General features: G+C 51.2%; 27 protein-coding genes. 21 read left to right on the top strand and 6 right to left on the bottom strand.

Annotation, left to right across the window (positions count from 1 at the left end; translation table 11 throughout):
• Positions 1 to 192: 192 nt before the first annotated feature.
• Positions 193 to 837 (top strand): GTP cyclohydrolase I FolE, encoded by a 645-nt coding sequence (gene folE / locus LZP69_RS14295; protein ID WP_234201393.1) that lies wholly within the window; start codon positions 193 to 195, stop codon positions 835 to 837.
• 110 nt (positions 838 to 947) lie between these two features.
• Here folE and pyrE read toward each other — a convergent pair whose 3' ends face one another.
• A complete protein-coding gene (gene pyrE, locus LZP69_RS14300) occupies positions 948 to 1,589 on the bottom strand; it encodes an orotate phosphoribosyltransferase (RefSeq protein WP_234201394.1) in 642 nt (213 codons plus the stop codon).
• A gap of 80 nt (positions 1,590 to 1,669) precedes the next feature.
• Complete coding sequence (gene rph / locus LZP69_RS14305) at positions 1,670 to 2,383, bottom strand: ribonuclease PH (RefSeq protein WP_234201395.1); 714 nt, start codon at positions 2,381 to 2,383, stop codon at positions 1,670 to 1,672.
• 181 nt (positions 2,384 to 2,564) lie between these two features.
• On the opposite strand from rph, the gene LZP69_RS14310 reads away from it, so the two are divergent.
• The 4 genes from LZP69_RS14310 to LZP69_RS14325 all read left to right on the top strand — a co-directional run bounded on the left by LZP69_RS14310 (position 2,565) and on the right by LZP69_RS14325 (position 5,546).
• The gene (locus tag LZP69_RS14310) at positions 2,565 to 3,428 is read left to right on the top strand and encodes a YicC/YloC family endoribonuclease (protein WP_234201396.1); all 864 of its coding nucleotides are present in this window, start codon (positions 2,565 to 2,567) and stop codon (positions 3,426 to 3,428) included.
• 195 nt (positions 3,429 to 3,623) lie between these two features.
• Entirely contained in the window at positions 3,624 to 4,073 is a 450-nt protein-coding gene (locus LZP69_RS14315) for an Arm DNA-binding domain-containing protein (RefSeq protein WP_234201397.1), read from the top strand.
• Positions 4,074 to 4,118: 45 nt separating this feature from the next.
• Positions 4,119 to 4,766: a hypothetical protein gene (locus LZP69_RS14320; protein ID WP_234201398.1), complete on the top strand. Its 648-nt coding sequence runs from the start codon at positions 4,119 to 4,121 to the stop codon at positions 4,764 to 4,766.
• A 57-nt stretch (positions 4,767 to 4,823) separates the two neighbouring features.
• Complete coding sequence (locus LZP69_RS14325; protein ID WP_234201399.1) at positions 4,824 to 5,546, top strand: DUF4145 domain-containing protein; 723 nt, start codon at positions 4,824 to 4,826, stop codon at positions 5,544 to 5,546.
• A 416-nt stretch (positions 5,547 to 5,962) separates the two neighbouring features.
• On the opposite strand, the gene LZP69_RS14330 is transcribed toward LZP69_RS14325, so the two are convergent.
• The 4 genes from LZP69_RS14330 to LZP69_RS14345 form a co-directional block, all read right to left on the bottom strand.
• A complete protein-coding gene (locus LZP69_RS14330; protein WP_234201400.1) occupies positions 5,963 to 7,249 on the bottom strand; it encodes an acetyl-CoA hydrolase/transferase family protein in 1,287 nt (428 codons plus the stop codon).
• Positions 7,250 to 7,407: 158 nt separating this feature from the next.
• The gene (locus LZP69_RS14335) at positions 7,408 to 8,472 is read right to left on the bottom strand and encodes a phosphotransferase enzyme family protein (protein WP_234201440.1); all 1,065 of its coding nucleotides are present in this window, start codon (positions 8,470 to 8,472) and stop codon (positions 7,408 to 7,410) included.
• Positions 8,469 to 9,419 carry an NTP transferase domain-containing protein gene (locus tag LZP69_RS14340; RefSeq protein ID WP_234201401.1) on the bottom strand — a complete coding sequence of 317 codons (951 nt, stop codon included), beginning with the start codon at positions 9,417 to 9,419 and terminating at the stop codon, positions 8,469 to 8,471. The genes LZP69_RS14335 and LZP69_RS14340 overlap by 4 nt, the downstream gene beginning before the upstream one ends.
• 123 nt (positions 9,420 to 9,542) lie before the next feature.
• The gene (locus tag LZP69_RS14345; RefSeq protein WP_234201402.1) at positions 9,543 to 10,808 is read right to left on the bottom strand and encodes a hypothetical protein; all 1,266 of its coding nucleotides are present in this window, start codon (positions 10,806 to 10,808) and stop codon (positions 9,543 to 9,545) included.
• Positions 10,809 to 11,076: 268 nt separating this feature from the next.
• Here LZP69_RS14345 and gmk point away from each other — a divergent pair, with 268 nt between their 5' ends.
• The 16 genes from gmk (at position 11,077) to LZP69_RS14425 (ending at position 26,931) form a co-directional block, all read left to right on the top strand.
• Positions 11,077 to 11,700 carry a guanylate kinase gene (gene gmk / locus LZP69_RS14350; protein WP_234201441.1) on the top strand — a complete coding sequence of 208 codons (624 nt, stop codon included), beginning with the start codon at positions 11,077 to 11,079 and terminating at the stop codon, positions 11,698 to 11,700.
• Positions 11,701 to 11,759: 59 nt separating this feature from the next.
• Entirely contained in the window at positions 11,760 to 12,041 is a 282-nt protein-coding gene (gene rpoZ / locus LZP69_RS14355; RefSeq protein ID WP_234201403.1) for a DNA-directed RNA polymerase subunit omega, read from the top strand.
• A gap of 12 nt (positions 12,042 to 12,053) precedes the next feature.
• The gene (spoT, locus tag LZP69_RS14360) at positions 12,054 to 14,156 is read left to right on the top strand and encodes a bifunctional GTP diphosphokinase/guanosine-3',5'-bis pyrophosphate 3'-pyrophosphohydrolase (protein ID WP_234201404.1); all 2,103 of its coding nucleotides are present in this window, start codon (positions 12,054 to 12,056) and stop codon (positions 14,154 to 14,156) included.
• Positions 14,157 to 14,201: 45 nt separating this feature from the next.
• Entirely contained in the window at positions 14,202 to 14,585 is a 384-nt protein-coding gene (locus LZP69_RS14365; RefSeq protein ID WP_234201405.1) for a RidA family protein, read from the top strand.
• A gap of 81 nt (positions 14,586 to 14,666) precedes the next feature.
• Positions 14,667 to 15,365 (top strand): tRNA (guanosine(18)-2'-O)-methyltransferase TrmH, encoded by a 699-nt coding sequence (gene trmH / locus LZP69_RS14370; RefSeq protein WP_234201406.1) that lies wholly within the window; start codon positions 14,667 to 14,669, stop codon positions 15,363 to 15,365.
• Between the two features lie 327 nt (positions 15,366 to 15,692).
• The gene (locus LZP69_RS14375) at positions 15,693 to 17,348 is read left to right on the top strand and encodes an AMP-binding protein (protein WP_234201407.1); all 1,656 of its coding nucleotides are present in this window, start codon (positions 15,693 to 15,695) and stop codon (positions 17,346 to 17,348) included.
• Between the two features lie 145 nt (positions 17,349 to 17,493).
• Positions 17,494 to 19,569 (top strand): ATP-dependent DNA helicase RecG, encoded by a 2,076-nt coding sequence (recG, locus tag LZP69_RS14380; protein ID WP_234201408.1) that lies wholly within the window; start codon positions 17,494 to 17,496, stop codon positions 19,567 to 19,569.
• A 189-nt stretch (positions 19,570 to 19,758) separates the two neighbouring features.
• Positions 19,759 to 20,634 (top strand): DUF3014 domain-containing protein, encoded by an 876-nt coding sequence (locus LZP69_RS14385; RefSeq protein ID WP_234201409.1) that lies wholly within the window; start codon positions 19,759 to 19,761, stop codon positions 20,632 to 20,634.
• Between the two features lie 198 nt (positions 20,635 to 20,832).
• The gene (locus tag LZP69_RS14390) at positions 20,833 to 21,564 is read left to right on the top strand and encodes a beta-ketoacyl synthase chain length factor (RefSeq protein ID WP_234201410.1); all 732 of its coding nucleotides are present in this window, start codon (positions 20,833 to 20,835) and stop codon (positions 21,562 to 21,564) included.
• Positions 21,561 to 22,391: a lysophospholipid acyltransferase family protein gene (locus LZP69_RS14395; protein ID WP_234201411.1), complete on the top strand. Its 831-nt coding sequence runs from the start codon at positions 21,561 to 21,563 to the stop codon at positions 22,389 to 22,391. The genes LZP69_RS14390 and LZP69_RS14395 overlap by 4 nt, the downstream gene beginning before the upstream one ends.
• Positions 22,375 to 22,629 (top strand): phosphopantetheine-binding protein, encoded by a 255-nt coding sequence (locus LZP69_RS14400; protein ID WP_234201412.1) that lies wholly within the window; start codon positions 22,375 to 22,377, stop codon positions 22,627 to 22,629. Before LZP69_RS14395 ends, LZP69_RS14400 begins: the two co-directional genes overlap by 17 nt.
• Before the next feature lie 8 nt (positions 22,630 to 22,637).
• On the top strand, positions 22,638 to 22,886 hold the full coding sequence (locus LZP69_RS14405; RefSeq protein WP_234201413.1) for an acyl carrier protein: 249 nt from the start codon (positions 22,638 to 22,640) through the stop codon (positions 22,884 to 22,886).
• On the top strand, positions 22,886 to 23,434 hold the full coding sequence (locus LZP69_RS14410; protein ID WP_234201414.1) for a hypothetical protein: 549 nt from the start codon (positions 22,886 to 22,888) through the stop codon (positions 23,432 to 23,434). The genes LZP69_RS14405 and LZP69_RS14410 overlap by 1 nt, the downstream gene beginning before the upstream one ends.
• Positions 23,431 to 24,792: an AMP-binding protein gene (locus tag LZP69_RS14415; RefSeq protein ID WP_234201415.1), complete on the top strand. Its 1,362-nt coding sequence runs from the start codon at positions 23,431 to 23,433 to the stop codon at positions 24,790 to 24,792. The genes LZP69_RS14410 and LZP69_RS14415 overlap by 4 nt, the downstream gene beginning before the upstream one ends.
• Positions 24,785 to 25,210: an ApeI family dehydratase gene (locus LZP69_RS14420; protein WP_234201416.1), complete on the top strand. Its 426-nt coding sequence runs from the start codon at positions 24,785 to 24,787 to the stop codon at positions 25,208 to 25,210. The genes LZP69_RS14415 and LZP69_RS14420 overlap by 8 nt, the downstream gene beginning before the upstream one ends.
• Entirely contained in the window at positions 25,210 to 26,931 is a 1,722-nt protein-coding gene (locus tag LZP69_RS14425; protein WP_234201417.1) for a glycosyltransferase family 2 protein, read from the top strand. The genes LZP69_RS14420 and LZP69_RS14425 overlap by 1 nt, the downstream gene beginning before the upstream one ends.
• The last annotated feature ends 3 nt before the right edge of the window (positions 26,932 to 26,934 follow it).

Consider the following 26,934-nt stretch of genomic DNA (forward strand, 5'->3'; position numbering starts at 1 on the left):
AGGCGATAACGCGGTAGAAAGCCCCAACAAACGCTGCCCGAAGGGTTCGGCTAAAAACGTTTTATGCTTCGTTAAGTGGTACTGACTTAGGCGACTAAGCTACATACAACTTGCCTCGCCTAAAACGCTTTTATCTCGAACAAAATTTAACCTTCAAAGGTCAACAGACCCTAGCAGATGGTGGAGGATCAGATGGCATTAAGTGAAGCAGCACAGCAGGTGCAAAGTGCATTATTAGCACGGGGACTCGAAACCCCTATGCTCCCTTGTGAGCTCAGCACAGATGAACGCAAAGACAAGATTGAGCACCACATGCGCGAAATCTTAACCTTAATGTCGCTGGATCTGCGTGATGACAGCCTGATCGAGACGCCAAAGCGGATCGCTAAGATGTACGTGGATGAGATCTTCTCCGGCCTCAATTACGAGAATTTCCCCAAGATCACCGTCATCGAAAACAAGATGGGCTTCGATGAGATGGTCAAGGTGAAAGATATCAGCCTCACCAGTACCTGCGAGCATCACTTGGTCACCATAGATGGCATGGCGACAGTGGCTTATCTGCCGCGCAAGAACATTATAGGCCTGTCGAAAATCAACCGTATCGTGCGCTTTTTTGCCCAGCGACCACAGGTGCAGGAGCGTCTGACCCAGCAGGTATTAGTCGCGCTGCAAACTCTGCTGGAAACCAAAGATGTGGCGGTGAAGATGGATGCCGTGCATTACTGCGTTAAATCCCGCGGTGTGATGGACTCTACCAGCTCGACCACAACGACGGCTCTTGGCGGGATCTTTAAATCTAACCCCGCCACCCGCGCCGAGTTTTTGAGTAACTAGCTTCGAGCTTCGAGCTTCGAGCTTCGAGCTTCGAGCTTCGAGCTTCGAGCAACAGACTGGCATAAAAAACGCTGCATGATGCAGCGTTTTTTTGTGTGCGGATTTAACGATTAAATGCCGTATTGCTCGCGGTAGGCGCTAACCTTAGCCAGCTCAGCTTCCATGCCTGGTTTCTCGGCCAGATAGCTGATCAGATCTTCAAGCTTAATAATCGAGACGATAGCACAGCCAAAGTCACGCTCAACTTCCTGAATCGCCGACAGCTCGCCCTTGCCTTTCTCCTGACGATCCAGTGCAATCAATACCCCGGCTAACTCGGCATTGTGCGCCTGAATGATCTCCATCGACTCACGAATAGCCGTACCTGCAGTGATCACATCATCCACCAGCATCACGCGGCCTTTAAGCTCGCTGCCCACCAAACTGCCACCCTCGCCGTGATCTTTCTTCTCTTTGCGGTTAAAGCAGTAAGGCAGGTCGATATCATGGTGATCGCACAGCGCAACGGCCGTTGTCGTTGCGATAGGAATGCCTTTATAGGCTGGGCCAAACAGCAGATCATATTCAATGCCTGAATCCACCAGCGCCGCCGCATAAAAACGACCTAAACGCGCCAGATCACGGCCTGTATTAAACAGGCCAGCATTGAAGAAATAGGGGCTGGTACGGCCTGACTTTAAGGTAAATTCGCCAAACCTGAGTACCTGACGTTCAAGGGCAAATTCAATAAATTCACGCTGATAGGCTTTCACAATCTTTCCTCACAATAGGGTAATGTTTGATTTGATTCTTATTCTAAAAAAAGGACCCCGCAGGGCCCTTATTAAGGCGATTAACTCAATGCCGCCTTCTGCACATCCACAATTTCACGAATGCCGTGCTTGGCCAAATCCAGCAGGCTGAGCAGCTCTTCATGGCTGAAAGGTTCACCCTCTGCCGTGCCTTGGATCTCGATGATCTTGCCTGTTTCTGTCATCACCACATTCATATCAGTTTCGGCGGCGCTGTCTTCCACGTATTCCAAATCGCAGATGGGCTCGCCCTTGTAGATCCCCACACTCACGGCCGCGATCAGGAATTTCAGCGGGTTGGTCTTGATAATGCCTTTACCGCGCGCCCAGTTCAGCGCATCGACCAGAGCCACACAGGCGCCGGTGATCGCCGCGGTGCGAGTGCCGCCATCGGCCTGGATAACGTCACAATCGATAACGATAGTGTTTTCGCCTAGGGCTTTCATATCGACACAGGCACGCAGCGCACGACCAATAAGACGTTGAATTTCTTGAGTACGACCCGACTGCTTGCCGCGCGCCGCTTCCCTGTCCATACGGCTGTGGGTCGAACGTGGCAACATGCCATATTCCGCCGTCACCCAGCCCTGGCCTTGCCCCTTGAGAAAACGTGGCACACCTTCGGTAAAACTGGCGGTACACAAGACTTTAGTATCACCAAATTCAACCAAAACAGACCCTTCTGCATGAGCGGTAAATTGACGAGTAATAGTCACTGGGCGTGATTGAGCGGGCGTTCTGTCACTTGGGCGCATAGGGAATTCCTGTATTGATTAGATAGATAAGCAGATTTGGCTGCATATTATAGGGGTTCACGGCCAGGGATGCCATGTTATTCACAAGCCGATGTCCAAAGACTAAGACTTTACTTTAACCCTCTGCCCCATCGGACTATAATCAAGCCTACTTCATCGATTTAACTAGTTGGAATACTTCATGATCCAAAGCATGACAGCCTATGCTCGCATCGAGCACAAAGCACAGTGGGGCACCGCCTCCTGGGAAATTCGCTCAGTCAACCAGCGCTACCTTGAAACCTACCTGCGTCTGCCTGAGCAACTTCGTAGCCTAGAACCTGTGCTAAGAGAACGTCTGCGTCAACGGTTAAATCGCGGTAAAGTCGAGGTCAATCTGCGCTACGACTTAGCCGACAATCAAAACAGCGAGCTTCAGCTCAATCAGGCCTTGGCAAGCCAGATCATCCAGGCCGCCAACTGGGTTAAACAGCAAGCCGGACAAGGCGAAATCAACCCTGTCGATGTGCTGCGTTGGCCCGGTGTGATGTCCGGCAGCGAACAGGACATGGATGCCATAGGAAAAGAACTGCTATCGGCTTTCGACGGCGCCATTGAGCAATTTATCCAGGCCCGTGGTCGCGAAGGCGATGCCATCAAAAGCATGCTGGAATCGCGTCTCGACGCCATAGTTGAGCAGGTCGCCATAGTCCGCGAACATATGCCCACAGTCATGCAGTGGCAGCGCGATAAGATCACTAACCGTCTGAGTGAAATTCAAGGAGAGCTGGATCCCGCCAGAATGGAGCAAGAGCTGGTGATCCTCGCCCAGAAGATGGATGTCGCCGAAGAGATGGATAGACTCGACGCCCACGTCGCCGAAACCCGCCGCATCCTTAAGAAAGGCGGCGCCCAGGGCCGACGCCTAGATTTTATGATGCAAGAGTTCAACCGCGAGTCCAACACCCTCGCCTCAAAATCCATCAGCTCAGAAGTCACCGCCGCCGCAGTAGAACTTAAAGTCCTTATCGAGCAGATGCGAGAGCAGATCCAAAACGTAGAATAACGTTTTTAACTGTTCTAAATAGTTCAAAAATCAATGCCAAACCCTCTATTTAAGAGGGTTTTTTATTTTCCACTGTTTTATAGTTGTTCATCACGGTTAAGATGTTTGTGGTTACTAAAACGGTTACTAATGAAGTTAGTAACCATAAAATCACCAATAAAATCCAACATTAGTAACCATTTTAGGTGTAACTGCATGAATGACAAACAGATTAAGGCTATTATTAAATCAGGTGGATTGCTCAGAAAGCCAGTTGGGGATGGGCTGTATATCCGTATACAGACCGCGGGGAAAGCATCATGGGAAGTGCGCTATACCATTCATGGTAAACGTAAATTCTATGCGCTCGGCCAGTATCCACAAGTGAGCCTAGCAGATGCGAAATTCGAAGCGCAGGTCAATGCAGCACAAACACGGGTCAACAATCTCACCCAGTCGATACTCGCTAAAGCCTTCAGAGGCGAACTCACCGCCGATTGGCGCGCCGCTAACCCTGAACTCATTAGCGGCGAAAACAGCACACAGGCTTTGCTTGAGCGTATTAAAGCCGAACGGGAAGCGCTTGCATTAGCAGCCAAATTAGCAAAGAGGAAAACAGCTAAAAAACCAACACTAATAAGTAATCACGTAAGTGGTGATTGTTAGTTTGCCATATTTAAAAATTTAAAATATTAAATTCATGGGGTCGTAATGAGCATCTGGAAAACATATTTCTGCAGAATTATTAATTTAATTCGCAAACAAAGTAAAAAAAATGACTTGGCTGAAAGTTGTGCACTACGGGACGAGTTGCTTTGGGGGGACAAGAACACCAATGAGGATACATTACAATGCAATGCGGATCGTCTTCCTAGCTCTAACCTTGATAACGGGTTAAATACGAATATTGAGGAATGGAAAGATACACGTCCCTCTAACAAAACACGAGCTCAACTTAATAATATACCGACAAAAATTGAGTTGGAACACGCTAGCGAGACAAATAATATACAGAGAAAAGATGACAATGCTGAAAAAATTGAAATTTTTCAGACCGAAGCATCACATGATATCAACAATACTATAGAGAAACCTATCAACCCTAAACTTGATAGGCAATTTTGGCTTGATATATTAGAAAAGAGTGGAAAGGCTAATACTAGCCGCTATTACAAGCTATCAGATGGTTTACCTATAAAGAAGCAGGTTACTGAAAAAACTCAACCTGCTAGCTTTAAACCTAAAAAATCCCAAAATGATGAAATACTGAATGAACCCTCAAAGTGCTGGATAGGTCACGGGGGGATGCTATACAGTTCAACAGGTAATGGAGGAAAAGGACTTGGCGGTGGTACCTGAATCTTGTGCTTAAACTCTATAAGGTTTTAGCTAAATTAATTTAACAAAAGAAACGGGTTGCAAATAGTTATTATGATTGACGTTATTAACCAGATTACAGCTAAGAATGCGCATTTAGGCAAAGGCATTTTGTTTGCCGCTACCCACATGCGTGAAGACCCAGCTATTTCATTAAGTAAATGCCGTGCGTTATTAGAAGACATTGTTAACAGCGTAAAGCAGGCCGAAGGTTATGGCCTTAATGACCGCATTGCCTCACTTAACGGTCAGGTGTCTGACACTATAGTGACCCAAATGCACTTTATTCGTAAGATGGGCAATATTGGAACTCATGCTGCGTCTGACGCCAACAAACAAAGCTGTGCACAGTGCATTACTTGTTTAATTGCCGTGGCTTGCTGGCGTTACGATATTGAAAACACCTTACCAACTTTTAAGTTAGTTGAACCGAAGTTAGTTTCAGCCCCCCCAAAAGTAACTTTACAAGCCCGTTATTTTATTGCCGATGCAATTCACAGAACATGGTCTAAGGTGGCTGTACTGACTTCTGACGGCGTACTTTATAGTGAATACTTGCACTATATGAATCTACGGGTATTTAAACGTGATGGCGTTGATTTTACGACGTTTAAAGCCTCTGATTTTCGCTTTGGTGCCGATGAGCATGGTCATGGTTATCAGCCATTACGAGAAGTCACACGAGAACAAGCGCAAGCTTTCCAATTGACTAGCCAAAGCAATTGGGTGGCTGGTTATTTAGCCAAAATCGGTATTCGTTAAGTAATTTTTTGGCATTTAATTGGGCTAGTCAAAACCAATAGTACAAGTAATACTTTTTAGAGGTTGAAGGATAAAGCAACCATTGCACTTTGAAGGGATGCTATGGAACAAAGGAATGACGGCCAATGACTGAAGTAACATGCAGCAAAAAAGCTAAGTTTATAGTCTGATTTTCTGAAGCTAAGTAAATGTCTCGTTTCTTATAATAGAAAGACCAAGCAATCAATCCTAGTACTCTACAATTCGGTTACTAAAAAGGTTACTAATCGAAAAAAAATAACAATGCAAACACAAAGCACTGTTTTATAAGGATTCATTTAACATATACAACAAGCAGATCCAGAACGTGGAATAGTATTCCCACTGCTACAAAAAAGCCTCATTTCTGAGGCTTTTCGTTATTTAGCTCATGGAGACTACACGGTCAATCCCCAAACATCGAAGGCTTCCTGAGCGAGCTGCTCTCGAAAATCTGGATGGGCGATGTCGATGAGGGCACGGGCGCGTTCGCGCAGGGATTTGCCACGCAGGTTAGCGATGCCGTATTCCGTCACTATGTAATGTACGTGGGCGCGGGTGGTCACCACCCCTGCACCGGGGGAGAGCACTGTGCTTATACGCGAGACCTTGCCACTGGCTGCGGTACTTGGCAGGGCGATCACAGAGCGGCCGCCTTCTGACAGGCCGGCGCCGCGGATAAAGTCCATTTGACCGCCCACACCTGAGTAGATTTTAGTGCCGAGTGAGTCGGCGCAGATCTGCCCCGAGATATCCACCTGCAGGGCCGAGTTAATCGCCATCACGTTAGGGTTCTTACGGATAATGGAGGTGTCATTGACCTGCTCAATATCCATAAACACCACGGATGGGTTGTCATCGACATAGTCGTATAAGCGCTGACTGCCCAAGGCAAAGCCGGTGACTGTCTTGCCTGTGTGTACTTTCTTGCGCTTGTTATTAATCACCCCAAGCTCGACCAGATTAAGCACGCCATCGGAGAACAACTCGGTATGTACCCCAAGATCTTTATGCTCTGTCAGGCAAGATAATACCGCATCGGGAATGGCGCCTATGCCCATCTGCAGACAGTCGCCGTCACGTACCAGTTTTGCCACGTTTTGCCCTATGGCCACACTGGTTGGATCGCTGGCCGCCAGCGGATGCTGAGGTAAGGGTTCGCTCTGGGTATAAACGGCGGCAAATTTATCGTAATGGATAAAGCCGTCGCCATGAGTTCGCGGCATAAGCGGGTTAATGTGAGCGATAATTTTTCCCGCCACCTGACAAGCAGCCAAGCTGGCCTCAACCGAGATCCCTAATGAGCAGATCCCGTGTTTATCCGGCGGTGACACTTGGACAATGGCGGTGTCGATACGCTGCTCGCCAGAGCGAAACAGCTTGGGCACTTCAGAAAGGAAAATCGGTACATAATCCGCATCCCCTTGTTGCAGCAGCTCACGTGTGGGTAAACCGCCAAAGAAGCAACGATGGCGCAGGTGGCCTTTAAGCTCTGGCGCACTGAGGGATTCGGCGCACTCTGTGTGCAGTTGCAGCAGGGTTAAATCTTCTCTTGTCAGTGCGTGCTGTGCCAATGCATCGAGCAAGACTTTCGGGGTTGCGCCCATCGAATGGGTCCAGAGCGTCTCGCCACTTTCAATAATTGAGACCGCTTCTAACGCTGTGTTACAAACTTTTGGTGCCATTATTTTCTTCCGCATCGATAAATCTGGGTGCAGTGTATGGCGTAAGCGCTTGCATTTACAGCGCTGAATAGAAGGAAATGGGGTTAAGTTGATCTCAAGCAATAAAAGCGGAAATGGTCGGATCTCCCATTTCCGCATTTTTCCTGAGTCAGGTCATCTTATTCGAAATAGGTAAGTAAGCTATCTTGCTGACTTAACAGGCTTAAATACAGGGTAAACTGATTGGCTGCCCGCTGTAGATTGTGATCCTCATGATGGATATGGAAATAGACATCACCATTGAGATGGTCGGTCAAAAAGCGCACTCCTATCATAAGGCAGATGACCCGGGCGCCGAGCCAGAGACTCTGCTTTTCTGCATGGCTAAGCACCTGATCGAGTTCGCTCAAGTATCCCTGGCAGATAGCGGCAAATATCGACTCACGCACAGTGACGTTTTCAAGATTGGTCGAGTCTTCCGCTTCCGGTGAGGTGAAGGTACGCACCATATCGCCAAAGTCATACATCAAATGACCTTTCATGCAGGTATCGAGATCGATAATCGCCAGACTGCTCATGTCACGCTTATCGTAAAGCATATTGTTGATTTTAGTGTCGTTATGACAGATCCGCAGCGGCAGGCTATCACTCAGCTGCGCTAATTCATCCAGCAGACTCTGCTGCGACAGGGCCAAATCCACCCACTGCTGGCAAGCGGATAAGCGGCCAACACTGTCCTTTTGCGCGGCGACTTTAAGCTGCTCGATGCGATTCGGCAAATGATGAAAATGGGGGATCACGTCTTCAATCCCGGCGGCATCCAGACTACTCAGGGCGCGGGAAAAATGGCCAAACGCCTGGGCGGCAGAGTAAGCCTGCTGTTCATCGCTCACGACTTCGATGCTATGGCTATGGGGCAGATAATTGATCGCCCGCCAGAAACCAGCATCGCCTAATTCGAGAAAGAGTTGCGATTCTTTCGTGGGCAGAGGCTCAACTACCTTAAGCCTATATTCCCCGGCCTGCACCTGGCGATGCAGATGCTGGGCAATTTTATCGGCATTGTTAACCACGGCCTGAGGCAGGGTAAATACTTGAGTATTAATGCGTTGCAGTACCATCTCACCGGATTGCCATCGCACCAGAAAAGTATCATTGATATGGCCATTTCCAAGTGGGGCAACTTTGGCATCCATTGCAATACCAAAGTGTGGCAGCACCTGCTGCCGAATAAGTTCGATCAACCCATTAACTCCAATAATTTTTGTTTCACCCACACGCTATCCTCTGGATAGGTCACACCTAGCCATGTCTCATCGGTTGTGTTGACATAAACTTGCCTGGCAATCGCTGCGCCGTCATCTTGAGGAATGCACGGCTGTGACACTAAACACGCCTGCACGACAGCGGGGAGATAGCATTCACTGGCGGCTTGCAGACCAGATACCTTAACAAATTCACTTAAGGAATGCGCTAACTGGGTAAATATTTGCGCAGTAAATCCCCAGCAGGTCATAGAAACCAAACTCATAGGCGCTAACTCGGCCAGCCTATCTTGATGTCGTCCTAGCAATTTTCCCTGTTGCCAGCGGATATCGAGCCACTCTTCAACCGAGATCAGATAACCACCCTCTGTCATGCAAATGCCGCGATTCACGCCGCCGTTTTCGGACAGGGTTTCAGATAAAGAGTAAGCCACCATCTGCCACTGCTCGGGATCGCGCGCAAAGCCTTGTACCATCAAGGCAAACGCCTTCTCGCCATAGAAGTCATCAGCGTTGATCACCACCATAGGGCCGTGGACTAAGTGACGGGCACTCCAGAGTGCATGAGCCGTCCCCCAGGGCTTAGTGCGATAACGCCCATCACCCACAATGGCAAGACACTCACTGGGCAAGTCCAGCAGCCGCTGCTCACAAAAGTGCAGCGCAAAGCCTTCAGGCAGATCGGCTAATAAGGCTTGCAGAGGAGAGATGAGTTCGGCGCGAGTCACTATCACAGCTGCGCCAAATCCGGCTTTAACGGCCCTGACAATGGAGAGCTCCAGCATGGTTTCCCCATTGGGGCCGAGCCGTGCCAGCTGCTTGTCACCACCGAAACGACTACCAAGCCCTGCAGCCATCACCACTAAGGTGAGTGATGATGTCGTTGAAACAGTATCGTTATCAGAAGATAAATCTGTGGTTAGCATAATTGACCAAACAAACCGAGCATCAAAGGCGCCAATTTAAGTGTGAACGCCTAGTCTAATCGGTTCGAATGGAGAACACCAGCAAGGGATAGTCTCGTCTCGACTCGATTTTATCAGTTCTGCCTATAGATAGGGCCTGAAGGCCGCTTCCTTGGCTAATGCCGCCTGACTCCCCTTAAGACTGAACTGATAGCCACAGAGTTTCAGACTGCCACGCATGGCAATATCTTTTATTATCGCCTGGGTATCCAATGGCGAGAAACGCGCCACTGTCGAGGTATTGGCCAACAAATTTACCTCGATGGGACGATATTGAGTGCCATCGTTAAAGGTCAGCGCCTGACAGCTGCGATCCCCTTTGGCGGTGGCCAGCGACCAGATAAGCCCGGGCTCTCCCCGCTCGCCCAGCCAGCTCAGTGCCAACGCATCCCCCTCAAGCAGCACACTAAAGCCATCGGGCATGGTGGCGGTTTTCACCAGCGCATTTTCCTGAGACTGAGCCATAGTCTGGGGCGAAGGTTGTGACTGCGCCGTCTGCACCTCGCTATTGTCGCCGCTGGGGTAGATTAGCCAAGCCGACGTAAACAGTACCAGAGCCACACAGGTGACTATCGCGGCTTTCGGGTAGGTTTTCAGATAGAGAAGAATATCACTTACCAGCCTAGCAAGTAGGCCGCCCCAAGTGCTGAGCAGTTCAGATAAAGACCCCGACTGAGAAGGCTCGTGATAGCGGTTATAGCCCCTGTCACCAGCCTCTTCATTCTCATCCGCAGCATTGTGAATAGCACCGCCTTGAACAGCAGCGCCGTGAACAGCATCAGTGTTACCTGCGCCAGTTAAGGGCGCATCATCGAACACGTACCTGGCATGCTCGCTTGGTGCCTGCTCATTTGGTGTCGCGACAGTGAAATCGTCAGCAACAAAAGAGGCAGTATCGACAGCCTCATCATAGGCGAATCTGGGTTCGACCCGGCGACGCTGACCTGTGGCGCGTAGATTCGATGCTGTCATTCTTGGGCCACGATAACCCAAGCCGTCGCCCTGAAAACTGCTGACGGGCATAGGACGGCGCAGTATCAGCACTATGGCGACCAGCGCGAGCAACACACTGAATCCAAGTAGAATAGGCCAGTTAAAGCTGTAAGCTAACCCAAGGAGCAGCAGAGCCCCGCCCGGCAGTAAAAACAAGGGGGACTTTTGCCCCTGCAGGCGGCGCCAGGCACTCAAACTGGCAACTAAGGCTGCACCCAAGGCGAGGAAGATAATGAACCCATGGCCTGCGAGCAAAAGATCAAACAGAGACACCAATAACACACTCACAATAGTGATCAGTGCAAATCGTACATTGCTGTCTACGCCCTGACGGCAAAAAAAGGTGTTTAACTGCATAACGCCATATCCCATAAAATCATTCGATAACCTTGGCTCAAGCGGCCACTTTCAATACAAACAGCATAGTCATTGAGCGGCTAAAGCGACAAATCTTAAATCGGCCAAGCATAATGCCCTTAACTGAGCCTGAGCTTAACGCCTGTGTGATCCGCCCCACATCTTCAGCAGAGGCTCGGCCGCATTATGAAAGCACTAGCCTAACTTTACCGCAAGGTTGTATAATGCGCGGCTACCTTAAACGAATCAGCCTTTGGATAGCAAACAAATGACCGCCCGCGGAAACCTCTTTATCATTTCAGCGCCTAGTGGTGCCGGTAAGTCCTCTCTGCTCTCTGCTATATTGCAGGATAATCCCGCCGATATGAAGGTGTCAGTCTCCCACACCACACGCCAACCTAGGGTTGGAGAGGTAAACGGCGAGCATTATCATTTTGTTTCTGTTAATGAATTTAAAACGCTGATCGACAAGAATGCCTTTTTCGAATGGGCCGAAGTCTTTGGCAACTATTATGGCACCTCCCGCGAAGCCATTCAGGTGATGCTGGATAAAGGCATAGATGTGTTTCTCGATATCGACTGGCAGGGCGCTCAGCAAGTCAAAGAGATGATGCCAGAAGCGATTGGCATCTTTATTCTGCCCCCCTCGAAAGCCGAACTCGAACGCCGCCTCACTGGCCGTGGTCAGGACAGCGCAGAGGTGATCGCCGGACGCATGGCACAGGCCACTTCGGAGATCTCCCACTACGATGAATATGACTTCATCATAGTCAATGACGACTTTAAACAGGCGCAAACCGACATAAAAGCAATTATTCGCAGCCAACGCCTCTCTCGTACTGGTCAAATTCATGCTCTAAATGATATGCTTAATGATCTGTTGGCAGATTAACTGTCATCATGTACAATTTTGCGTCATTTTTTCACCCATAATCACTGGAGTTTCAATACATGGCTCGCGTTACTGTAGAAGACGCCGTAAACCAAATCGGCAACCGTTTTGATATGATCCTGGTTGCAGCGCGTCGTGCTCGCCAAATCGCTGTGCAGGGCAAAGACCCTATGGTTGAAGAAGAGAACGACAAACCAACGGTTATCGCGCTACGCGAAATCGAACAAGGTTTAGTCACAGCCGACACGCTTGATGCCGATGAGCGTCAGACTGTCCGCGAACGTGAAGCAGCCGAAATCGCTGCCGTTGCCGCCATCGCAGAAGGCCGCAACGTTTTATAGGAGTGTCGCCACTTGTATCTGTTTGAAGGTCTCAATGAGTCTGTGTCGAACTATTTAGAACCGACACAAATTGCATTACTCAAGAGGGCTTATCAGGTCGCGCGTGATGCCCATGAAGGCCAGATGCGCACCAGTGGCGAACCTTATATTACCCATCCGGTTGCGGTTGCCCGCATCCTCGCCGATATGCGTCTCGACCATGAGACGCTGATGGCAGCCCTGCTCCACGACACCATCGAAGATACCCCTGTCACCAAAGAGGAACTAACCGAGCTATTTGGTAAGTCGGTGGCCGAGTTGGTGGAAGGCGTCTCTAAGCTGGACAAACTTAAATTCCGCGACAAGAAAGAAGCCCAGGCAGAAAACTTCCGCAAGATGATGATGGCCATGACCCAGGACATTCGGGTTATCCTTATCAAACTCGCCGACCGCACCCATAACATGCGCACCCTAGGCGCACTGCGACCGGACAAGCGCCGTCGTATCGCCGGTGAAACCTTAGAGATTTACGCACCAATAGCCAACCGTCTGGGTATCCACAACATCAAGACGGAGCTGGAAGACTTAGGTTTTCAGGCCTACTACCCCATGCGTTATCGCGTGCTCAAAGAGGTAGTGAAAGCCGCTCGTGGTAATCGTAAAGAGCTGATTCAAAGCATAGAGGCGGCAATTAAGACCCGCCTTGAAGACACCAGCATCAAAGGCGCAGTCAAAGGCCGCGAGAAGAACCTCTATTCCATCTACAACAAGATGCGCAACAAGGAGCTGCAGTTCCAAGAGGTGATGGATATCTACGCCTTTAGGATAATCGTGGACTCCATCGACACCTGTTACCGTGTGATGGGCGCCATGCACGGCCTCTATAAGCCTCGACCCGGGCGCTTTAAAGATTATATTGCCATCCCCAAGGCCAACGGTTATCAGTCTCTGCATACCTCCTTGTTTGGCCCTCACGGCGTGCCGGTAGAGATACAGATCCGTACCGAAGATATGGATCAGATGGCCGATAAAGGGGTCGCGGCTCACTGGCTCTACAAGAACGGCGATCAGCAGCAGGGCACCACCACTCAGGTTCGCGCCCGCAAATGGATGCAGAGCCTGCTGGAACTACAACAGAGTGCCAGCACCTCCTTTGAATTTGTGGAAAACGTCAAAACAGAACTCTTCCCCGAAGAGATCTACGTCTTTACGCCGGAAGGACGCATTCTGGAACTTCCTGTGGGCGCCACCGCGGTGGATTTTGCCTACGAAGTGCATACCGATGTGGGTAACACCTGTGTCGGCGCCAGGGTCAACCGTCAGGCTTATCCCTTAAGTCAGCCGCTTATCTCAGGGCAGACTATCGAAATTATTACCGCCAAAGGTGCACGTCCCAATGCCGCCTGGCTTAACTTTGTAGTCACAGGTAAGGCCCGCGCAAAAATTCGTCAAGTGCTCAAGAGCCTCAAGGCGGACGATGCGGTGATCTTAGGCCAGCGCCTGCTCAATCATGCCCTTGGCAATGTCAAGCTGAGCGATATCGCCCCCGAGCAGATCGCCAAGATAGTCAAAGAGACCAAACATAAGACCCTCGACAGCCTGCTGGCCGATATCGGTCTAGGCAACGCCATGAGCATAGTGATCGCCCAGCGCCTCAAGGGTGACAGGGTCGAGCCCCATGAGCACAAAGACGCCAATATGATGCCGATCCGCGGCGCCGAAGGCATGTTGGTCTCCTTCGCCAACTGTTGCCGCCCCATTCCCGGCGATGCGGTGATCGCCCACGTCAGCCCAGGTAAAGGTTTAGTAGTCCATATGGAAAGCTGCGCCAATATTCGCGGCTATCAGGGCGAACCTGATAAATATATTCCGGTGCACTGGGACAATGCCGAAGGTGTGGAGTTCCAGGCCAATCTGCGCATCGAACTGGTCAACCATCAGGGTGCCTTAGCGAAAATTACCTCGATTGTTGCCGGTGAAGGATCTAATATCCACAACCTGAGTACAGAGGAGCGCGATGGTCGCGTCTTCCTGATCAACTTACGGATCTCGGTCAAAGACAGGATCCATTTAGCCAATGTGATGCGCCGTATCCGGGTACTGCCCGAGGTGCTGCGCACATCGCGTAATCGTTAACCCTAAAAGCAAAACAATAATCACAACAAAAAAAGAGAGATGGTTATGGCAGAAAAAATTATTATCGCAACCGACAAGGCACCACAAGCGATTGGAACTTATTCCCAGGCGGTAAAAGTGAATGGCACTGTGTACCTTTCAGGGCAGATCCCGCTCAATCCTGAAACCATGCAGCTGGTCAGCGATGAGTTTGAGGCCCAGGTAGTGCAAGTGTTTGATAACTTAACAGCCGTATGTGAAGCCGCTGGCGGTTCGCTCAAAGATATCGTTAAACTCAATATCTTTTTGACTGACCTAAGTCACTTCGCCACGGTCAACGAGATCATGGGCCGGTATTTTACTCAGCCTTACCCTGCTCGTGCCGCCATCGGCGTTAAGCAGTTGCCAAAAGACTCGCAGGTTGAGATGGACGGCGTGATGGAGCTGTAAATCAGCCAATCAATTTAGGGCGCTCAGGCGCCCTTTGTTTTTTTAACTTTCTGATTTTTAGAGCCGAATAACTGATATCCCATGAGCCCAGAACGTTTCGAACGCATCAATGAGATGCTGGATAACCGCCAAACTGACCTAACAGTTTGTCTGGATCAGGTGCACAAGACCAATAATATTGCTGCCGTGATCCGTACCGCCGATGCAGTCGGTATTCATCAAATTCATGCCGTCTGGCCCGATATCGAGATGCGGGTCTCAGGCAATACCGCCTCTGGTAGCCAGCAGTGGGTTAAAACCATCAAGCACTACCATATGGATGAGGCCAAGGCGCAGTTTAAGGCGCAGAAGATGCAAATCCTGGCGACGAACTTCTCTGAAACTGCAGTGGATTTTCGCGAGATAGACTACACCAAACCCACTGTGGTTATCATGGGCAATGAGCGTGATGGCGTCAGCGAAGAGGGGCTGGCGATTGCCGATCAGCAGATCATCATCCCTATGATAGGCATGGTGCAGTCGCTCAATGTGTCGGTTGCGACAGCACTCATCATGTATGAAGCCCAGCGTCAGCGCGCCCAGGCAGGCATGTATGGCAAACGCACCCTGGATGAGGCCTACTGTCAGACCATGCTGTTTGAGCAGGGCCATCCCATCTACGCCAAAGCCTGCCGCCGTAAGAAGATCCCCTATCCGCGCATAGATCAGCAAGGGCAAATCGTGGCCGATGCCGACTGGTGGCAGCGAATGCGCGCTCCGGACCCCGAGGCGGAGATCTAATACCAAGGTGAGTGCAAAAGCGAATAGAAAAACGAATGTAAAACTCAGTACCAAACCTGTACTGGACTGACCTCTAGACCGCACCCTGTCTGGGTGTACGCCAATTTCAAATTCTTTGATATCCCACTGATTCTCAGTGCAAAGAAATTGTCATCCGCTAATATATTAGCCATACTCAATGACGCGCATAATGATCGTTTGCGGTTCATTAATTGGGGGATTTCTGAGCCTGAACGCAGCATAAAACCTTAAGCTGCGATTAAGAAATTTCGATTAACTTAACAAGACGATGCGGCTCAATAAACATTAAAATAAAGTGGAATAACCATGGACTCATCATTCAAATCTCCCGTCGACATGCTCAAACAGTGGGTCGAACAATATGGGGACAACATCTACCTGAGACAGCCGATTAACGGCCAATATGTTGACTTTAGCTGGCGTGAAGTACAGCAAAAGATGCAACAGATTGCCGGTGCGCTGCGCCACCTGGGGCTGGAGCCTGGCGACAAGGTCGCGATATTGTCGAAGAACTGCGCCGAGTGGTTCATTACCGATCTGGCATTAATGCATGGCGGTTATATCAGCGTCCCCATCTATCCTACGGCTAATGCCGATACCATTCGCTATGTGCTGGAGCACAGCGAAGCCAAGGCGATATTTATCGGTAAGCTGGATTACTGGGCCGATCAGGAAGCCGGTGTTGGCGGCGATCTGCTGCGTATGGCCATGCCTTACGACACTATGCCGGCGCAATATCAGTGGCAGACGCTGCTGAAAATGGGTCAGCCCTTAGTGGATACGCCTGCCATTACCGAAGATCAGATAATGACACTGATCTACACCTCAGGCTCCACAGGTAAACCCAAGGGCGCAATTCAGACCTTCGCCAGCTATGCCTGGACCTGTAAGGCCGTGGTACGCGACCTGAAGACGGGTATAGATGATCGCCTGCTCTCCTATCTGCCGCTAGCCCATATTACAGAGCGCGTTGCTATCGAAGGCTCCTCTTTCTATTCCGGCAGCTGCGTTGCCTTTGTCGAGAGCCTCGACAGCTTCGTGGCCGATGTGCAAAGAGCACGGCCGACTGTGTTCTTCTCGGTTCCCCGTCTGTGGAGCCTGTTCCAGAAAAACATTATCGACAAGATAGGTTATGCCAAGCTTAACCTGCTGCTTAAGCTGCCTATCATCAGCAGCATAGTGAAGAAGAAGATCCATCAGGGATTAGGTTTAAATCACTGTAATCTGCTTGGCTCAGGCTCTGCGCCGATCCCGCCATCGCTTATCGCCTGGTATCACAAGATTGGCCTGAATATCTGTGAAGCCTGGGGCATGACGGAAAACAGCGCCTACTCCATCATTAACCACCCCTTCGACGCCCGTAAAATCGGCACGGTAGGGCGACCAATAGAAGGCTGCAGCATTAAACAGGCAGAGAGCGGCGAGCTACTGGTGAAGAGTCCGGGTCTGATGACAGGCTATTACAAACAGCCAGAAGCCACGGCCAGCAGTTTCGATGAAGAGGGCTATTTCCGCACCGGCGATCTCTGTTCAATCGACATAGACGGCTGCGTTACCATTACAGGCCGCGTGAAAGACAACTTCAAGACGGCCAAAGGCAAGTATGTGGCGCCAGTGCCGATTGAACGTAAACTAGCACAAGACCCCCATGTGGAGCTGATCTGTATCATAGGCTCAGGCCTGCCCCATCCAGTGGCACTGGTACAGCTTTCAGAAGGCGCTAAAATGCAGCCCAGAGAAGAGGTGCGCAGCTCACTCAAGGCGACACTGGACAGTGTCAATCCCCATCTGGAATCCCACGAAACTGTGGATGCCATAGTGGTGATGACTGATCCCTGGGATGTGGATAACGACGTGCTCACCCCGACGCTCAAGATCAAGCGTCACGTGCTCGAGAGCTGCTTCAGCGATAAGGTCGATGGCCTGCGCGGCGGTAAAATTTGCTGGGAAGATGAGATTTAATCTCTCCCGCTACTGAGACAAAAGCACGCTTAGCGTGCTTTTTTATTTTGAACTCTGATAGTATATGTATATATTTACAGTAATCACTCTGATTCTGGCCCAATAACCCAACGAATCCAATAAGTAACCCAACAAAAGGTACAGCGTGGATAGACTCGATCTGATGGCGGTAACCGACCTGAAAGGCGTGGCGGCGAAGATGGCGCAGCGACTGGATAAGCTCGGCATCAAAACCGTACAGGATCTATTATTTCACCTACCGCTGCGCTACGAAGACCGCACCCAGATCTACCCCATAGATGCCCTCTATCCCGGCAGCTACGGCACCATAGAGGCGACCATTCAGTCATCGCAAATCATCCCCGGGCGCAAGCGCATGCTCACCTGCACAGTCACAGATGAGACTGGCATAATGACACTGCGATTCTTTAACTTCTCCATGGCACAGCGCAACGGTTTTGTTCAGGGCGCGAAAGTGCGCGCCTATGGTGAGATACGCCGCGGCAAACACCATAAAGAGATCATTCATCCCGACTATAAGGTAATGCAAGGGGACAGCCAGATAAGTCTGAGCAACACCTTGACCCCCATCTATCCCACCACCGAGGGATTAAAACAGGCCAGCTGGATTAAACTGACGGATCAAGCCTTAGCCCTGCTCAGTGATAATGAGCTGCCCGAGCTGCTGCCCGGCAATCTGCAGCCCAATCGCATCTCTCTGGTCGATGCCTTAAGACTGCTGCACCGCCCACCCGCCGATGTGGCACTGTTTGAACTGGAACAGGGCACCCATCCGGCTCAGCAGAGGTTAATTCAGGAAGAACTGCTGGCCCATAACCTGAGCATGTTAAAGCTCAGACAGCGCAGCAATCAGGACGCTGCCGTCGCCATGGCCGGCACGGGACAACTGGTAACTCCTTTCTTGGCATCACTGCCCTTTCAGCCGACTAGTGCCCAACAACGTGTGGTGGCAGAGATAGGCAGCGATCTGCAGCAGTCTCATCCCATGATGCGCCTGGTACAGGGCGATGTGGGCTCAGGCAAGACCCTGGTCGCCGCGCTGGCGGCACTGCAGGCGATAGAAAACGGTTATCAGGTGGCCCTGATGGCGCCCACCGAGCTGCTGGCCGAACAGCACGCGGCCAACTTCGGCGCCTGGTTTGAACCCCTTGGACTCACGGTCGGCTGGCTGGCGGGCAAACTAAAGGGCAAAGCCCGCAGCTTGTCCCTTGAACAGATAAAAAGCGGTGAGGCCCATATCATTATCGGCACCCACGCTATCTTCCAGCAACAGGTCGAGTTTCACAAACTGGCACTGATCATCATAGATGAGCAGCACAGATTCGGTGTGCACCAAAGGCTAGGACTGAGAGAAAAAGGGATCAGCCAAGGCTTTCACCCCCATCAACTGATCATGACGGCCACACCTATCCCCAGAACCCTGGCCATGACAGCCTATGCGGATCTCGATACTTCCATCATAGATGAGCTACCGCCGGGCAGAACGCCTGTCACCACTGTCGCCCTGCCGGATCTACGCCGCAGCGACGTGATAGACAGAGTGCGACAGGCCGCACTCAACGACGGTCGTCAGGCCTACTGGGTCTGCACCCTGATCGAAGAATCCGAGGTATTGGAGTGTCAGGCCGCCGAAGATACCGCTGAAGAACTCAAACAACAGCTACCGGAACTGGCCATAGGCCTAGTCCATGGCCGGATGAAACCGGCCGAGAAACAGCAGGTGATGGCCGATTTTAAGGCGGGCAAACTGCACCTGCTGGTGGCGACCACTGTGATAGAAGTCGGCGTCGATGTGCCCAATGCCAGCTTGATGATCATCGAAAACCCCGAGCGTTTGGGTCTGGCTCAACTGCACCAGCTCAGAGGACGAGTCGGTCGTGGCGCCGTGGCCAGTCATTGCGTGCTCATGTATAAGGCGCCTCTGTCCCACACGGCCACCAAGCGCCTCGGGGTGCTGCGCGACAGCAACGATGGCTTCGTGATCGCCCAGAAAGATCTGGAGATCCGCGGGCCAGGAGAAGTGTTAGGCACTAAACAGACAGGATTGGTGGAGATGAAAATTGCCGATCTCATCCGCGATCAGGCGCTTATCCCCCATACCCAAAATCTGGCGCAGCACGTAATGCAGCAGGTGCCAAACAATGTGGATAACATCATACTGCGCTGGCTCGGCGAGCGGCAGCAATACGTCCAGGCCTGATCGAGCACAAATTGCTTATACTGAAAGCGTTATTGTGCCAGCTCTTGTGTTAGCTCTTGTATAAGCTACTAGGTTAATTATTTTTTATTTAGCCTCAGAGACCTAGACAAAATCCGGCAATTTTGCACAATGGAGCAAGCACAATACACAATGCGGCCTAAGCAAGACTAGCGACCTCAAGGAACTCTCATGCAAGTCAATCAAGAAGATAGAATTGCCCCCCAGGAAAAACGCGGTGGCGCAAGCGGACTTACCATTGCCATTGTGGTCATCCTACTCATGGTGGCGGGCGGCATCTATTATTTCCTCAATAGCAAGGATGAGGCACCGCAGACTGAACTGCAAACACCTGTCACCCTGCCGACAGAGATCCCCGAAGAACCCCTAGTCACAGATGCCCAGGTGCCTGAGCCAGAAGTGGCGCTGGTAGCCGAGCCTGAGCTCATCACGCCGACTGTTGAGCCGCAAGTGGAAGCCACTCCCCTGCCCGCCTTGGCAGAGAGTGATAGTTATGTCACCGAGCAAGCGCTCGAGGTTGCCGACGGCATGAAGATCGACCCGATCCTGGTGGAGAAAGATATAGTACGCCATTTCGTGGTATTCGTGGACAATCTGGCACAAGGCGAGTTAGCCCGAAAAGTGAGCCCGCTAAAAGCCCCCAATGGCAGCTTTAGTGTGTCGGATGTGACAGACAAAACCTATCTTAATCCAGACAGTTACCACAGATATGATCTCTACGCTGACTTTGCTGCCGGCCTCAATGACCAGGAGTTAATGGCGACATACAAAAAACTCTCTCCCCTGTTGAACGAGGCCTTCGAGGAACTGGGGTATAACAATCAGAACTTCGATGATCGCATGCTTAAAGCGATCGATGTCATGCTGGCCGCGCCCATTATCGAACATCCCATCGAGGTCACCAGCGTGAGCGTGAATTACCAGTTTGTCGATCCTGAGCTGGAAGCCCTGCCAAACGCTCAGAAACTCATGATCCGTATGGGGCCACAAAACAGTAAGAAAGTGAAAGCTGCGCTACGCAAGCTAAAACTGCAACTGCAGAAGTAATTTGATTACCTGAAGGAAAGCCCACCTTAAACCGTGGGCTTTTTAGTTTTCTTTGCTGCTTTTTACAACAAGGGTGCAACATAAAACCATTCGTTAATTCTCCTTTTCAGTGTAGAATAAATGAATCACATGCCATTGATGTGGTTACTGATCATGATACGGAAAATCACGGCTTCGCGCTGTACATAGAGGCAAAGTATGCAGTTAACCTTCAGCATCCACTCAGCGGGTGCCTGGTCTCCAAACTATCAAGAGTTAACAGATTGGCAAGCTTGGCCAGATAAGACAGAGACAGAGGATCTCAAGCTCGCCGTGCCTAAGTTACCACAGGTTCCGACCATGCAGCGCAGGCGCTACAGCAAACTCACTAAGATGCTATTGGATGTTGCCTTTCAGTGCGAGGCACCAGCTAACTGTCGTACTATTTTTGCCTCCCGCCATGGCGAGCTCAACCGCACAGTGGATCTCTTGCAGGAGATTATTCAGAATCAGCCTATCTCGCCTATCGGTTTTAGTCAGTCGGTGCATAATACCGCCAGCGGGATTTTCAGTATTCTCACGGATAACCGCGCACCTTCCACCTCAATAGCCGCGGCGCAAATCACTTTGGAGCAGGCATTAATCGAAGCCTATGGTCAATTGTGTGAAGACAACTCATCCCTGCTGCTAGTCTATGGCGATGAGCCTGTAGCCGACATCTATAAAGCGTATACCCATGAGCCAGAGCTGCCCATCGCACTGGCTTTGCAGCTCAGTCTCGATAACCCAGAAGCCGCTGGAGCTATGGGTCTTACAATCGACACCCAGCCAGAGGCGAGCGAGCAAGAAAATACGCCGCAGATAGGTTATGGCGAACTCTTACATGCTATCGCCAGCAAACAGCTCCTGCATGGCCGATTAAATCAATTTATCTGGCAAATAACCCCATGACCAGGACGGCTCAATATTCATCTGAGGGCGCAGCCCATCTGACGGGGGTCGCCTATATTCCTCGCTGGCTGGGTGGGGTGAGCTGTTATATCACCTTCGGCCTAGGTGGCCTGCTCAGCTCATTGACGATTCTTCCCCTGCTGAGGATCTGGCCCGGCAGTGAGCAGGCTCGTATTGCCAGGGTGCAAAGAGCTGTGCATATTATGTTTAAAGGCTTTGTCGCCATGTTGACTTGGGCCGGCGTTCTTAAGGTAACAACCGAGCATATTGAACGACTGGAACAGGCCAAGGGTAAGGTGATTATCGCTAACCATCCAACCCTGGTGGATGTGGTGGTGTTGATCAGCCTGATGCCCAACGTCAGTTGCATAGTCAAGCAGGGATTATGGCGTAATCCCTTCCTGCGGGGCGTGGTCTCCTGCGCTGGCTATATCCCCAATCGCGGCGCAGATCTGCTGCTCAAGGATTGCCAGGAGGTGTTAGCCCAGGGAACCAATATGATTATTTTTCCCGAAGGCACACGCACCCATATCGACGCTGTGATTAATGATTTCGCCAGGGGCGCAGCCAATATTGCCCTGCGCACCCATACCGACCTTATCCCTGTGGTGCTGCGCACCAATGCGGTGGGGCTCACCAAGCAACAACCTTGGTATGAGATCCCCCGCAAGACAATCGGCATGAATGTGGAAGTAGGCGAAACCATACCGCATATCCGCTATTATGAAGAGATAGGCACAGAAGCCAAGATGGCGCGTCAACTGACACGAGATCTTGAACATTTTTATAAACAACAACTTGATAGCCACTATGACTCTAGAAAATGAAATTAAACAACTCATCATTGATTGCTTAGATCTTGAAGATGTCAGCATCGAAGATATTGAAACCGATGCACCTCTGTTTGGTGATGGCCTGGGATTAGACTCTATCGACGCCCTCGAACTAGGCTTAGCCATCAAGAAGCAATTTGATGTAAAAATTGAAGCCAACTCTGAAGCAACCAAGGCACACTTCTACAGTGTTGCCAGTTTGGCTCGCTTTATCGAATCTCAGCGTGTGTAGGAGGCCAGATGCAAAATCGTGAACAGATCCTAGCCATGCTCACTAAGATCTTAGTGGATGAATTCGAAATCGATGCTGACGATATCACGATGGAGGCCTCCCTCTATCAAGATTTAGATCTCGACAGCATAGATGCGGTGGACTTAGTGATTAAACTGCAGCAACTGACAGGTAAGAAGATCCAGCCCGAAGAGTTTAAGGCGGTCAGAACGGTCGAAGATGTGGTGCTGGCTATCGAAGGACTAGTTAAGCAGTAATGCACAAACTGCTGCAACTGGTCACAGGCTTACTGCTACTGGGGTATCCGGTGGCCGTTTATTTTGGCCTCCACTATTTGCCACCCGGGATGATTGCGCTGCTGTTGTGTGCTGTGTTACTGCTGCGACTGGTGCTGCTTAAGCGGCAGCTAAAACCCATGCTGATCCCTGTGATTGTCGGCATAGGTTTGACCGCAGGCAGCTTTATTGCCAAGCGTAACGACTGGTTGCTCTACTATCCAGTGGTGATCAATCTGACCCTGCTCGCTCTGTTTGGCTATTCCCTCAAACACCAGCCCAGCATGATAGAACGCCTGGCGAGATTGAAAGAGCCAGATCTGCCCGATGAAGCTATTCCCTATTTAAACAGGGTAACCTTGATCTGGTGTGGGCTGTTTATCGTCAACGGGCTAGCGGCCTTTTACACGGCCCGCTTTGCCAATTTGGAGATCTGGACCCTCTATAACGGTTTTATCGCCTATCTGCTGATCGGTGCCCTGCTCGGCGGAGAATGGCTATATCGAACATTGTGGTTAAAAAAATCATGACTAAGTTACTTAAAACCTGGTTGTCTCGCGGCCCATCGAGCCAGCAACTGATCAGTTTCAATCACCATGATATTGTCAACGGCAGCGCCTTTACGGCGCAGGTCGCCGCCCTGTATAACGCCCTGCATGCCCTGCCAGCGAAACGCTGGCTACTGGCCTGTAACAGCAGCGATCTGTTCGCCGTTGGCCTGTGCGCCGGCCTGTTAGCGGGCAAAGAGCTTATTCTCCCCAGTAATACCCAATCGGGTACCTTAAGCGAATTAACCCATGAGTTTGATGGCATCTTATCGGACACCTGCCTGTGTGAAGGCAAAGCCTTTCTGCCACTGAAAAAAGAGCTGCAACAAGCCGAAGTAAGCTGGCCTCAGAGTGACAATCTGGGACAGTTGATCCTGTTTACCTCTGGCAGCAGCGGTCAGCCCAAGGCGATAACCAAGACGCTGGATCAGCTCGATGCCGAGGTCAGTGTGCTGGAGCAGACCTTTGCCGCCCACCTGCCCCATTGCAGCGTCATCGCCACGGTTTCCCATCAGCATATCTATGGTCTGCTGTTCAAGGTGCTCTGGCCCTTGGCCGCCAGTCGCCCGTTTCTGAGCGATCTGGTGGAATACCCGGAAACCTTGACCTATTACACTAGCCTGTTTCCTAATCTGTGCCTGATCAGCAGCCCGGCGCAATTATCGCGCCTGCCGGAAGCCCTGGAGTATCAGCCACAGCTGAGATCGCCCAGCCTGGTATTCAGCTCGGGCGGGCCATTAAGCCATAAGGCGGCGACCGATATCGCCCGCTGCTATGGCATGCCGCCCATTGAGGTGTTCGGCAGCACAGAAACCGGCGGCATCGCCTATCGGCGCCAGTACAGTGAAAACGAGCCCTGGCGCGCCTTTGCTTCCCATCAGATAAAGCAAGATGAAACCGATGGCGCCCTGCTGCTCAAATCCCCTTATCTGGCGGACGATAACTGGCTGAAGTGCGATGACAAGATAGCCCAGCTCAATGGACAGGAGTTTCGTCTGCTGGGCAGGCTAGATCGCATAGTCAAAATTGAAGAGAAACGCATCTGTCTGGTGCAGATGGAAAACCTGCTGCAGAGTCACCCTCTGGTCTCTAAAGCTGCTCTGCTCGTGCTTGAGCAGCCAAGAGTGATGCTGGGCGCCGCTATCCTTCTGTCCGTACTGGGTAGGAAGATGCTCGCCGATGAGGGCAAACTGGCAGTAAATAACCAGCTAAAAAGTCATCTGTTGACTCAGTTCGAGCGGGTGACCCTGCCCCGCCGCTGGCGATATCCGGATCAGTTACCCACCAATAGTCAGGGAAAACTGGTCGCCCAGGATCTGCTGGAGTTATTTCATGATTAAGTCGAACCTACCGCTCATTATCAATAAGACACAACTGGAAGATGGCGTCGAGTGGCAACTAGCCATCGCCGTCGATCTGCCTTACTTTGAGGGCCATTTCCCCGAGCAGGCTGTGCTGCCAGGTGTGACACAACTGGACTGGGCAACCCAACTCGGCGCACAAGAGTTCGGTTATCTGCCGGAAGTGGAGACCCTGGAAGTGCTCAAGTTCCAGCAGCTGATGCTGCCCGGCACTCAGGTCTGTCTGAAAATAAGCCACAATGCCAGTAAACATAAGCTGACCTTCGCCTATTATGATAAGGAAAAGCGCTTCGGCTCGGGGCGAATTCAGCTCAAGGGCGACAAACGAGACGCTACAGGTCAGCGCGAGAGCACAGCACAGAGTGAAAGTAAGCAGCAAGATGGAGCGGTAAGCTAATGCGTCTGGCGTTAGTCATCCCCAATTACAACCATAGACAGGCGATCAAGCAGACCCTGGAGAGCCTGGCGCACCTGAATCTGCCCTGTTACCTGATCAACGATGGCAGCGACGAGCCGACTCGCAACCTGTTGCAGCAGCTCGCCCACGCGTACCCTTGGGTTACCCTGCTGCATCACCCCTACAATCGCGGTAAAGGCGCCGCGGTCACCACTGGGCTGCGCGCCGCTTACGCCGATGGCTTTACCCATGCGCTGCAAATAGACGCCGATGGCCAGCACGATATCCATGATATTCCGTCCATGATCACCGCCGCCCAGCATCATCCCAAGGCGCTGATCTCCGGCCTGCCCCAGTATGATGAGTCTATCCCCAAGGGACGACTCTATGGCCGCTACCTTACCCATTTCTGGGTATGGGTGGAGACCTTAAGCTTAGATATTCAGGACTCGATGTGCGGCTTTCGCATCTATCCTTTGGCCGCGACCGAAACCCTGTTTCTCCAGCACACCTTAGGCGAGCGCATGGATTTCGATATCGAAATCATGGTCAAGCTCTACTGGCAAGGGGTCGATGTCCTGCACCTGCCCACTAAGGTGATCTACCCAGAAGATGGCAGCAGCCATTTTCAGGGCGTGAAAGACAATGTCCGTATCTCCCTCATGCATACCAAGCTGTTTTTTGGCATGCTGACGCGCCTGCCAACTCTGTTGCAGCGCCGCGCCAAATCATCGGACAATCAGCACTGGTCAAACATAGGCGAGCGCGGCAGCTATTGGGGCATCAAATTACTGGCAAGCAGCTACAAGCTGGGCGGACACTGGCTTTGCCGCGCAATCATGTATCCGGTGATCGCTTACTTCTTCTTAAGCGGCAAGGCCGCCCGTCAGGCCTCGCTAAACTTTTTAACTCAAGTAAAGCATGTGGCGCCCAATCATCCGCAGCTGCCGGGCGAAGTCAGCTGGCACCACAGCCTGAAACACTTTCTCGCCTTCGGTAATGCGGCGCTGGATCGTATCGATGCCTGGTGCGACCGAATCAAGCTCAGCGAGGTAGATTTTCCCGACCGCGAGCTGCTGGCCTCACGCCTGGCGCGCGGTGAAGGTGCGGTATTGCTGGTTTCTCACCTGGGCAACCTGGAGCTGTGCCGCGCGATTTCAATCCACCAGCGCAAGGTGAAAGTCAATGTGATGGTGTTGACTCAGAATGCGGAGAATTTCAACCGGGTGCTGAAACAGCTCAATCCCGACAGCGATCTCAACCTTATCCAGGTGACTGAACTTGGGCCCAGCACCTCCATGCTGCTGCATGAGAAAATTGCCCAGGGCGAGTTAGTGGTGATTGCCGGCGATCGCACCTCCTCCAACAGCGAAGGACGGGTGATCTACGCGCCCTTTATGGGTAAACCTGCGCCCTTCCCCCAGGGACCCTTTATTCTCGCGGGCCTGCTGGATTGCCCCGTCTACCTGATGTTTTGTCTCAGGGAGCAGGGACATTACCGGGTGCATCTGGAACACTTTGCCGAAACGCTCAAAGGCCCGCGCACCGGACGCACAGAGCGATTAACAGCAGCCGTGGCCCGTTACAGTGGCAGACTCGAACATTACGCCAAGCGGGAACCACTGCAATGGTTTAACTTTTTTGATTTTTGGCGCAAGGATGATGAACTGCAGCGTGAACATGCAGATCGTACTCGCGCCCATTCGACACAGGACAAGTAAGCA

This window comes from Shewanella sp. AS1, assembly GCF_021412565.1.
Classification (GTDB): Bacteria; Pseudomonadota; Gammaproteobacteria; order Enterobacterales; family Shewanellaceae; genus Shewanella.

Excerpts from the sequence above, each read along its gene's own strand:
- rph (WP_234201395.1), bottom strand. The coding sequence starts at position 2,383 with ATGCGCCCAAGTGACAGAACGCCCGCTCAATCACGCCCAGTGACTATT.
- LZP69_RS14375 (WP_234201407.1), top strand. The coding sequence starts at position 15,693 with ATGGACTCATCATTCAAATCTCCCGTCGACATGCTCAAACAGTGGGTC.
- LZP69_RS14425 (WP_234201417.1), top strand. The coding sequence starts at position 25,210 with ATGCGTCTGGCGTTAGTCATCCCCAATTACAACCATAGACAGGCGATC.
- folE (WP_234201393.1), top strand. The coding sequence starts at position 193 with ATGGCATTAAGTGAAGCAGCACAGCAGGTGCAAAGTGCATTATTAGCA.
- trmH (WP_234201406.1), top strand. The coding sequence starts at position 14,667 with ATGAGCCCAGAACGTTTCGAACGCATCAATGAGATGCTGGATAACCGC.
- gmk (WP_234201441.1), top strand. The coding sequence starts at position 11,077 with ATGACCGCCCGCGGAAACCTCTTTATCATTTCAGCGCCTAGTGGTGCC.
- LZP69_RS14320 (WP_234201398.1), top strand. The coding sequence starts at position 4,119 with ATGAGCATCTGGAAAACATATTTCTGCAGAATTATTAATTTAATTCGC.
- LZP69_RS14400 (WP_234201412.1), top strand. The coding sequence starts at position 22,375 with ATGACTCTAGAAAATGAAATTAAACAACTCATCATTGATTGCTTAGAT.
- LZP69_RS14410 (WP_234201414.1), top strand. The coding sequence starts at position 22,886 with ATGCACAAACTGCTGCAACTGGTCACAGGCTTACTGCTACTGGGGTAT.
- LZP69_RS14390 (WP_234201410.1), top strand. The coding sequence starts at position 20,833 with ATGCAGTTAACCTTCAGCATCCACTCAGCGGGTGCCTGGTCTCCAAAC.
- LZP69_RS14420 (WP_234201416.1), top strand. The coding sequence starts at position 24,785 with ATGATTAAGTCGAACCTACCGCTCATTATCAATAAGACACAACTGGAA.
- LZP69_RS14310 (WP_234201396.1), top strand. The coding sequence starts at position 2,565 with ATGATCCAAAGCATGACAGCCTATGCTCGCATCGAGCACAAAGCACAG.
- rpoZ (WP_234201403.1), top strand. The coding sequence starts at position 11,760 with ATGGCTCGCGTTACTGTAGAAGACGCCGTAAACCAAATCGGCAACCGT.
- LZP69_RS14415 (WP_234201415.1), top strand. The coding sequence starts at position 23,431 with ATGACTAAGTTACTTAAAACCTGGTTGTCTCGCGGCCCATCGAGCCAG.
- LZP69_RS14365 (WP_234201405.1), top strand. The coding sequence starts at position 14,202 with ATGGCAGAAAAAATTATTATCGCAACCGACAAGGCACCACAAGCGATT.
- LZP69_RS14330 (WP_234201400.1), bottom strand. The coding sequence starts at position 7,249 with ATGGCACCAAAAGTTTGTAACACAGCGTTAGAAGCGGTCTCAATTATT.
- LZP69_RS14340 (WP_234201401.1), bottom strand. The coding sequence starts at position 9,419 with ATGCTAACCACAGATTTATCTTCTGATAACGATACTGTTTCAACGACA.
- LZP69_RS14385 (WP_234201409.1), top strand. The coding sequence starts at position 19,759 with ATGCAAGTCAATCAAGAAGATAGAATTGCCCCCCAGGAAAAACGCGGT.
- LZP69_RS14345 (WP_234201402.1), bottom strand. The coding sequence starts at position 10,808 with ATGCAGTTAAACACCTTTTTTTGCCGTCAGGGCGTAGACAGCAATGTA.
- LZP69_RS14405 (WP_234201413.1), top strand. The coding sequence starts at position 22,638 with ATGCAAAATCGTGAACAGATCCTAGCCATGCTCACTAAGATCTTAGTG.
- LZP69_RS14395 (WP_234201411.1), top strand. The coding sequence starts at position 21,561 with ATGACCAGGACGGCTCAATATTCATCTGAGGGCGCAGCCCATCTGACG.
- LZP69_RS14315 (WP_234201397.1), top strand. The coding sequence starts at position 3,624 with ATGAATGACAAACAGATTAAGGCTATTATTAAATCAGGTGGATTGCTC.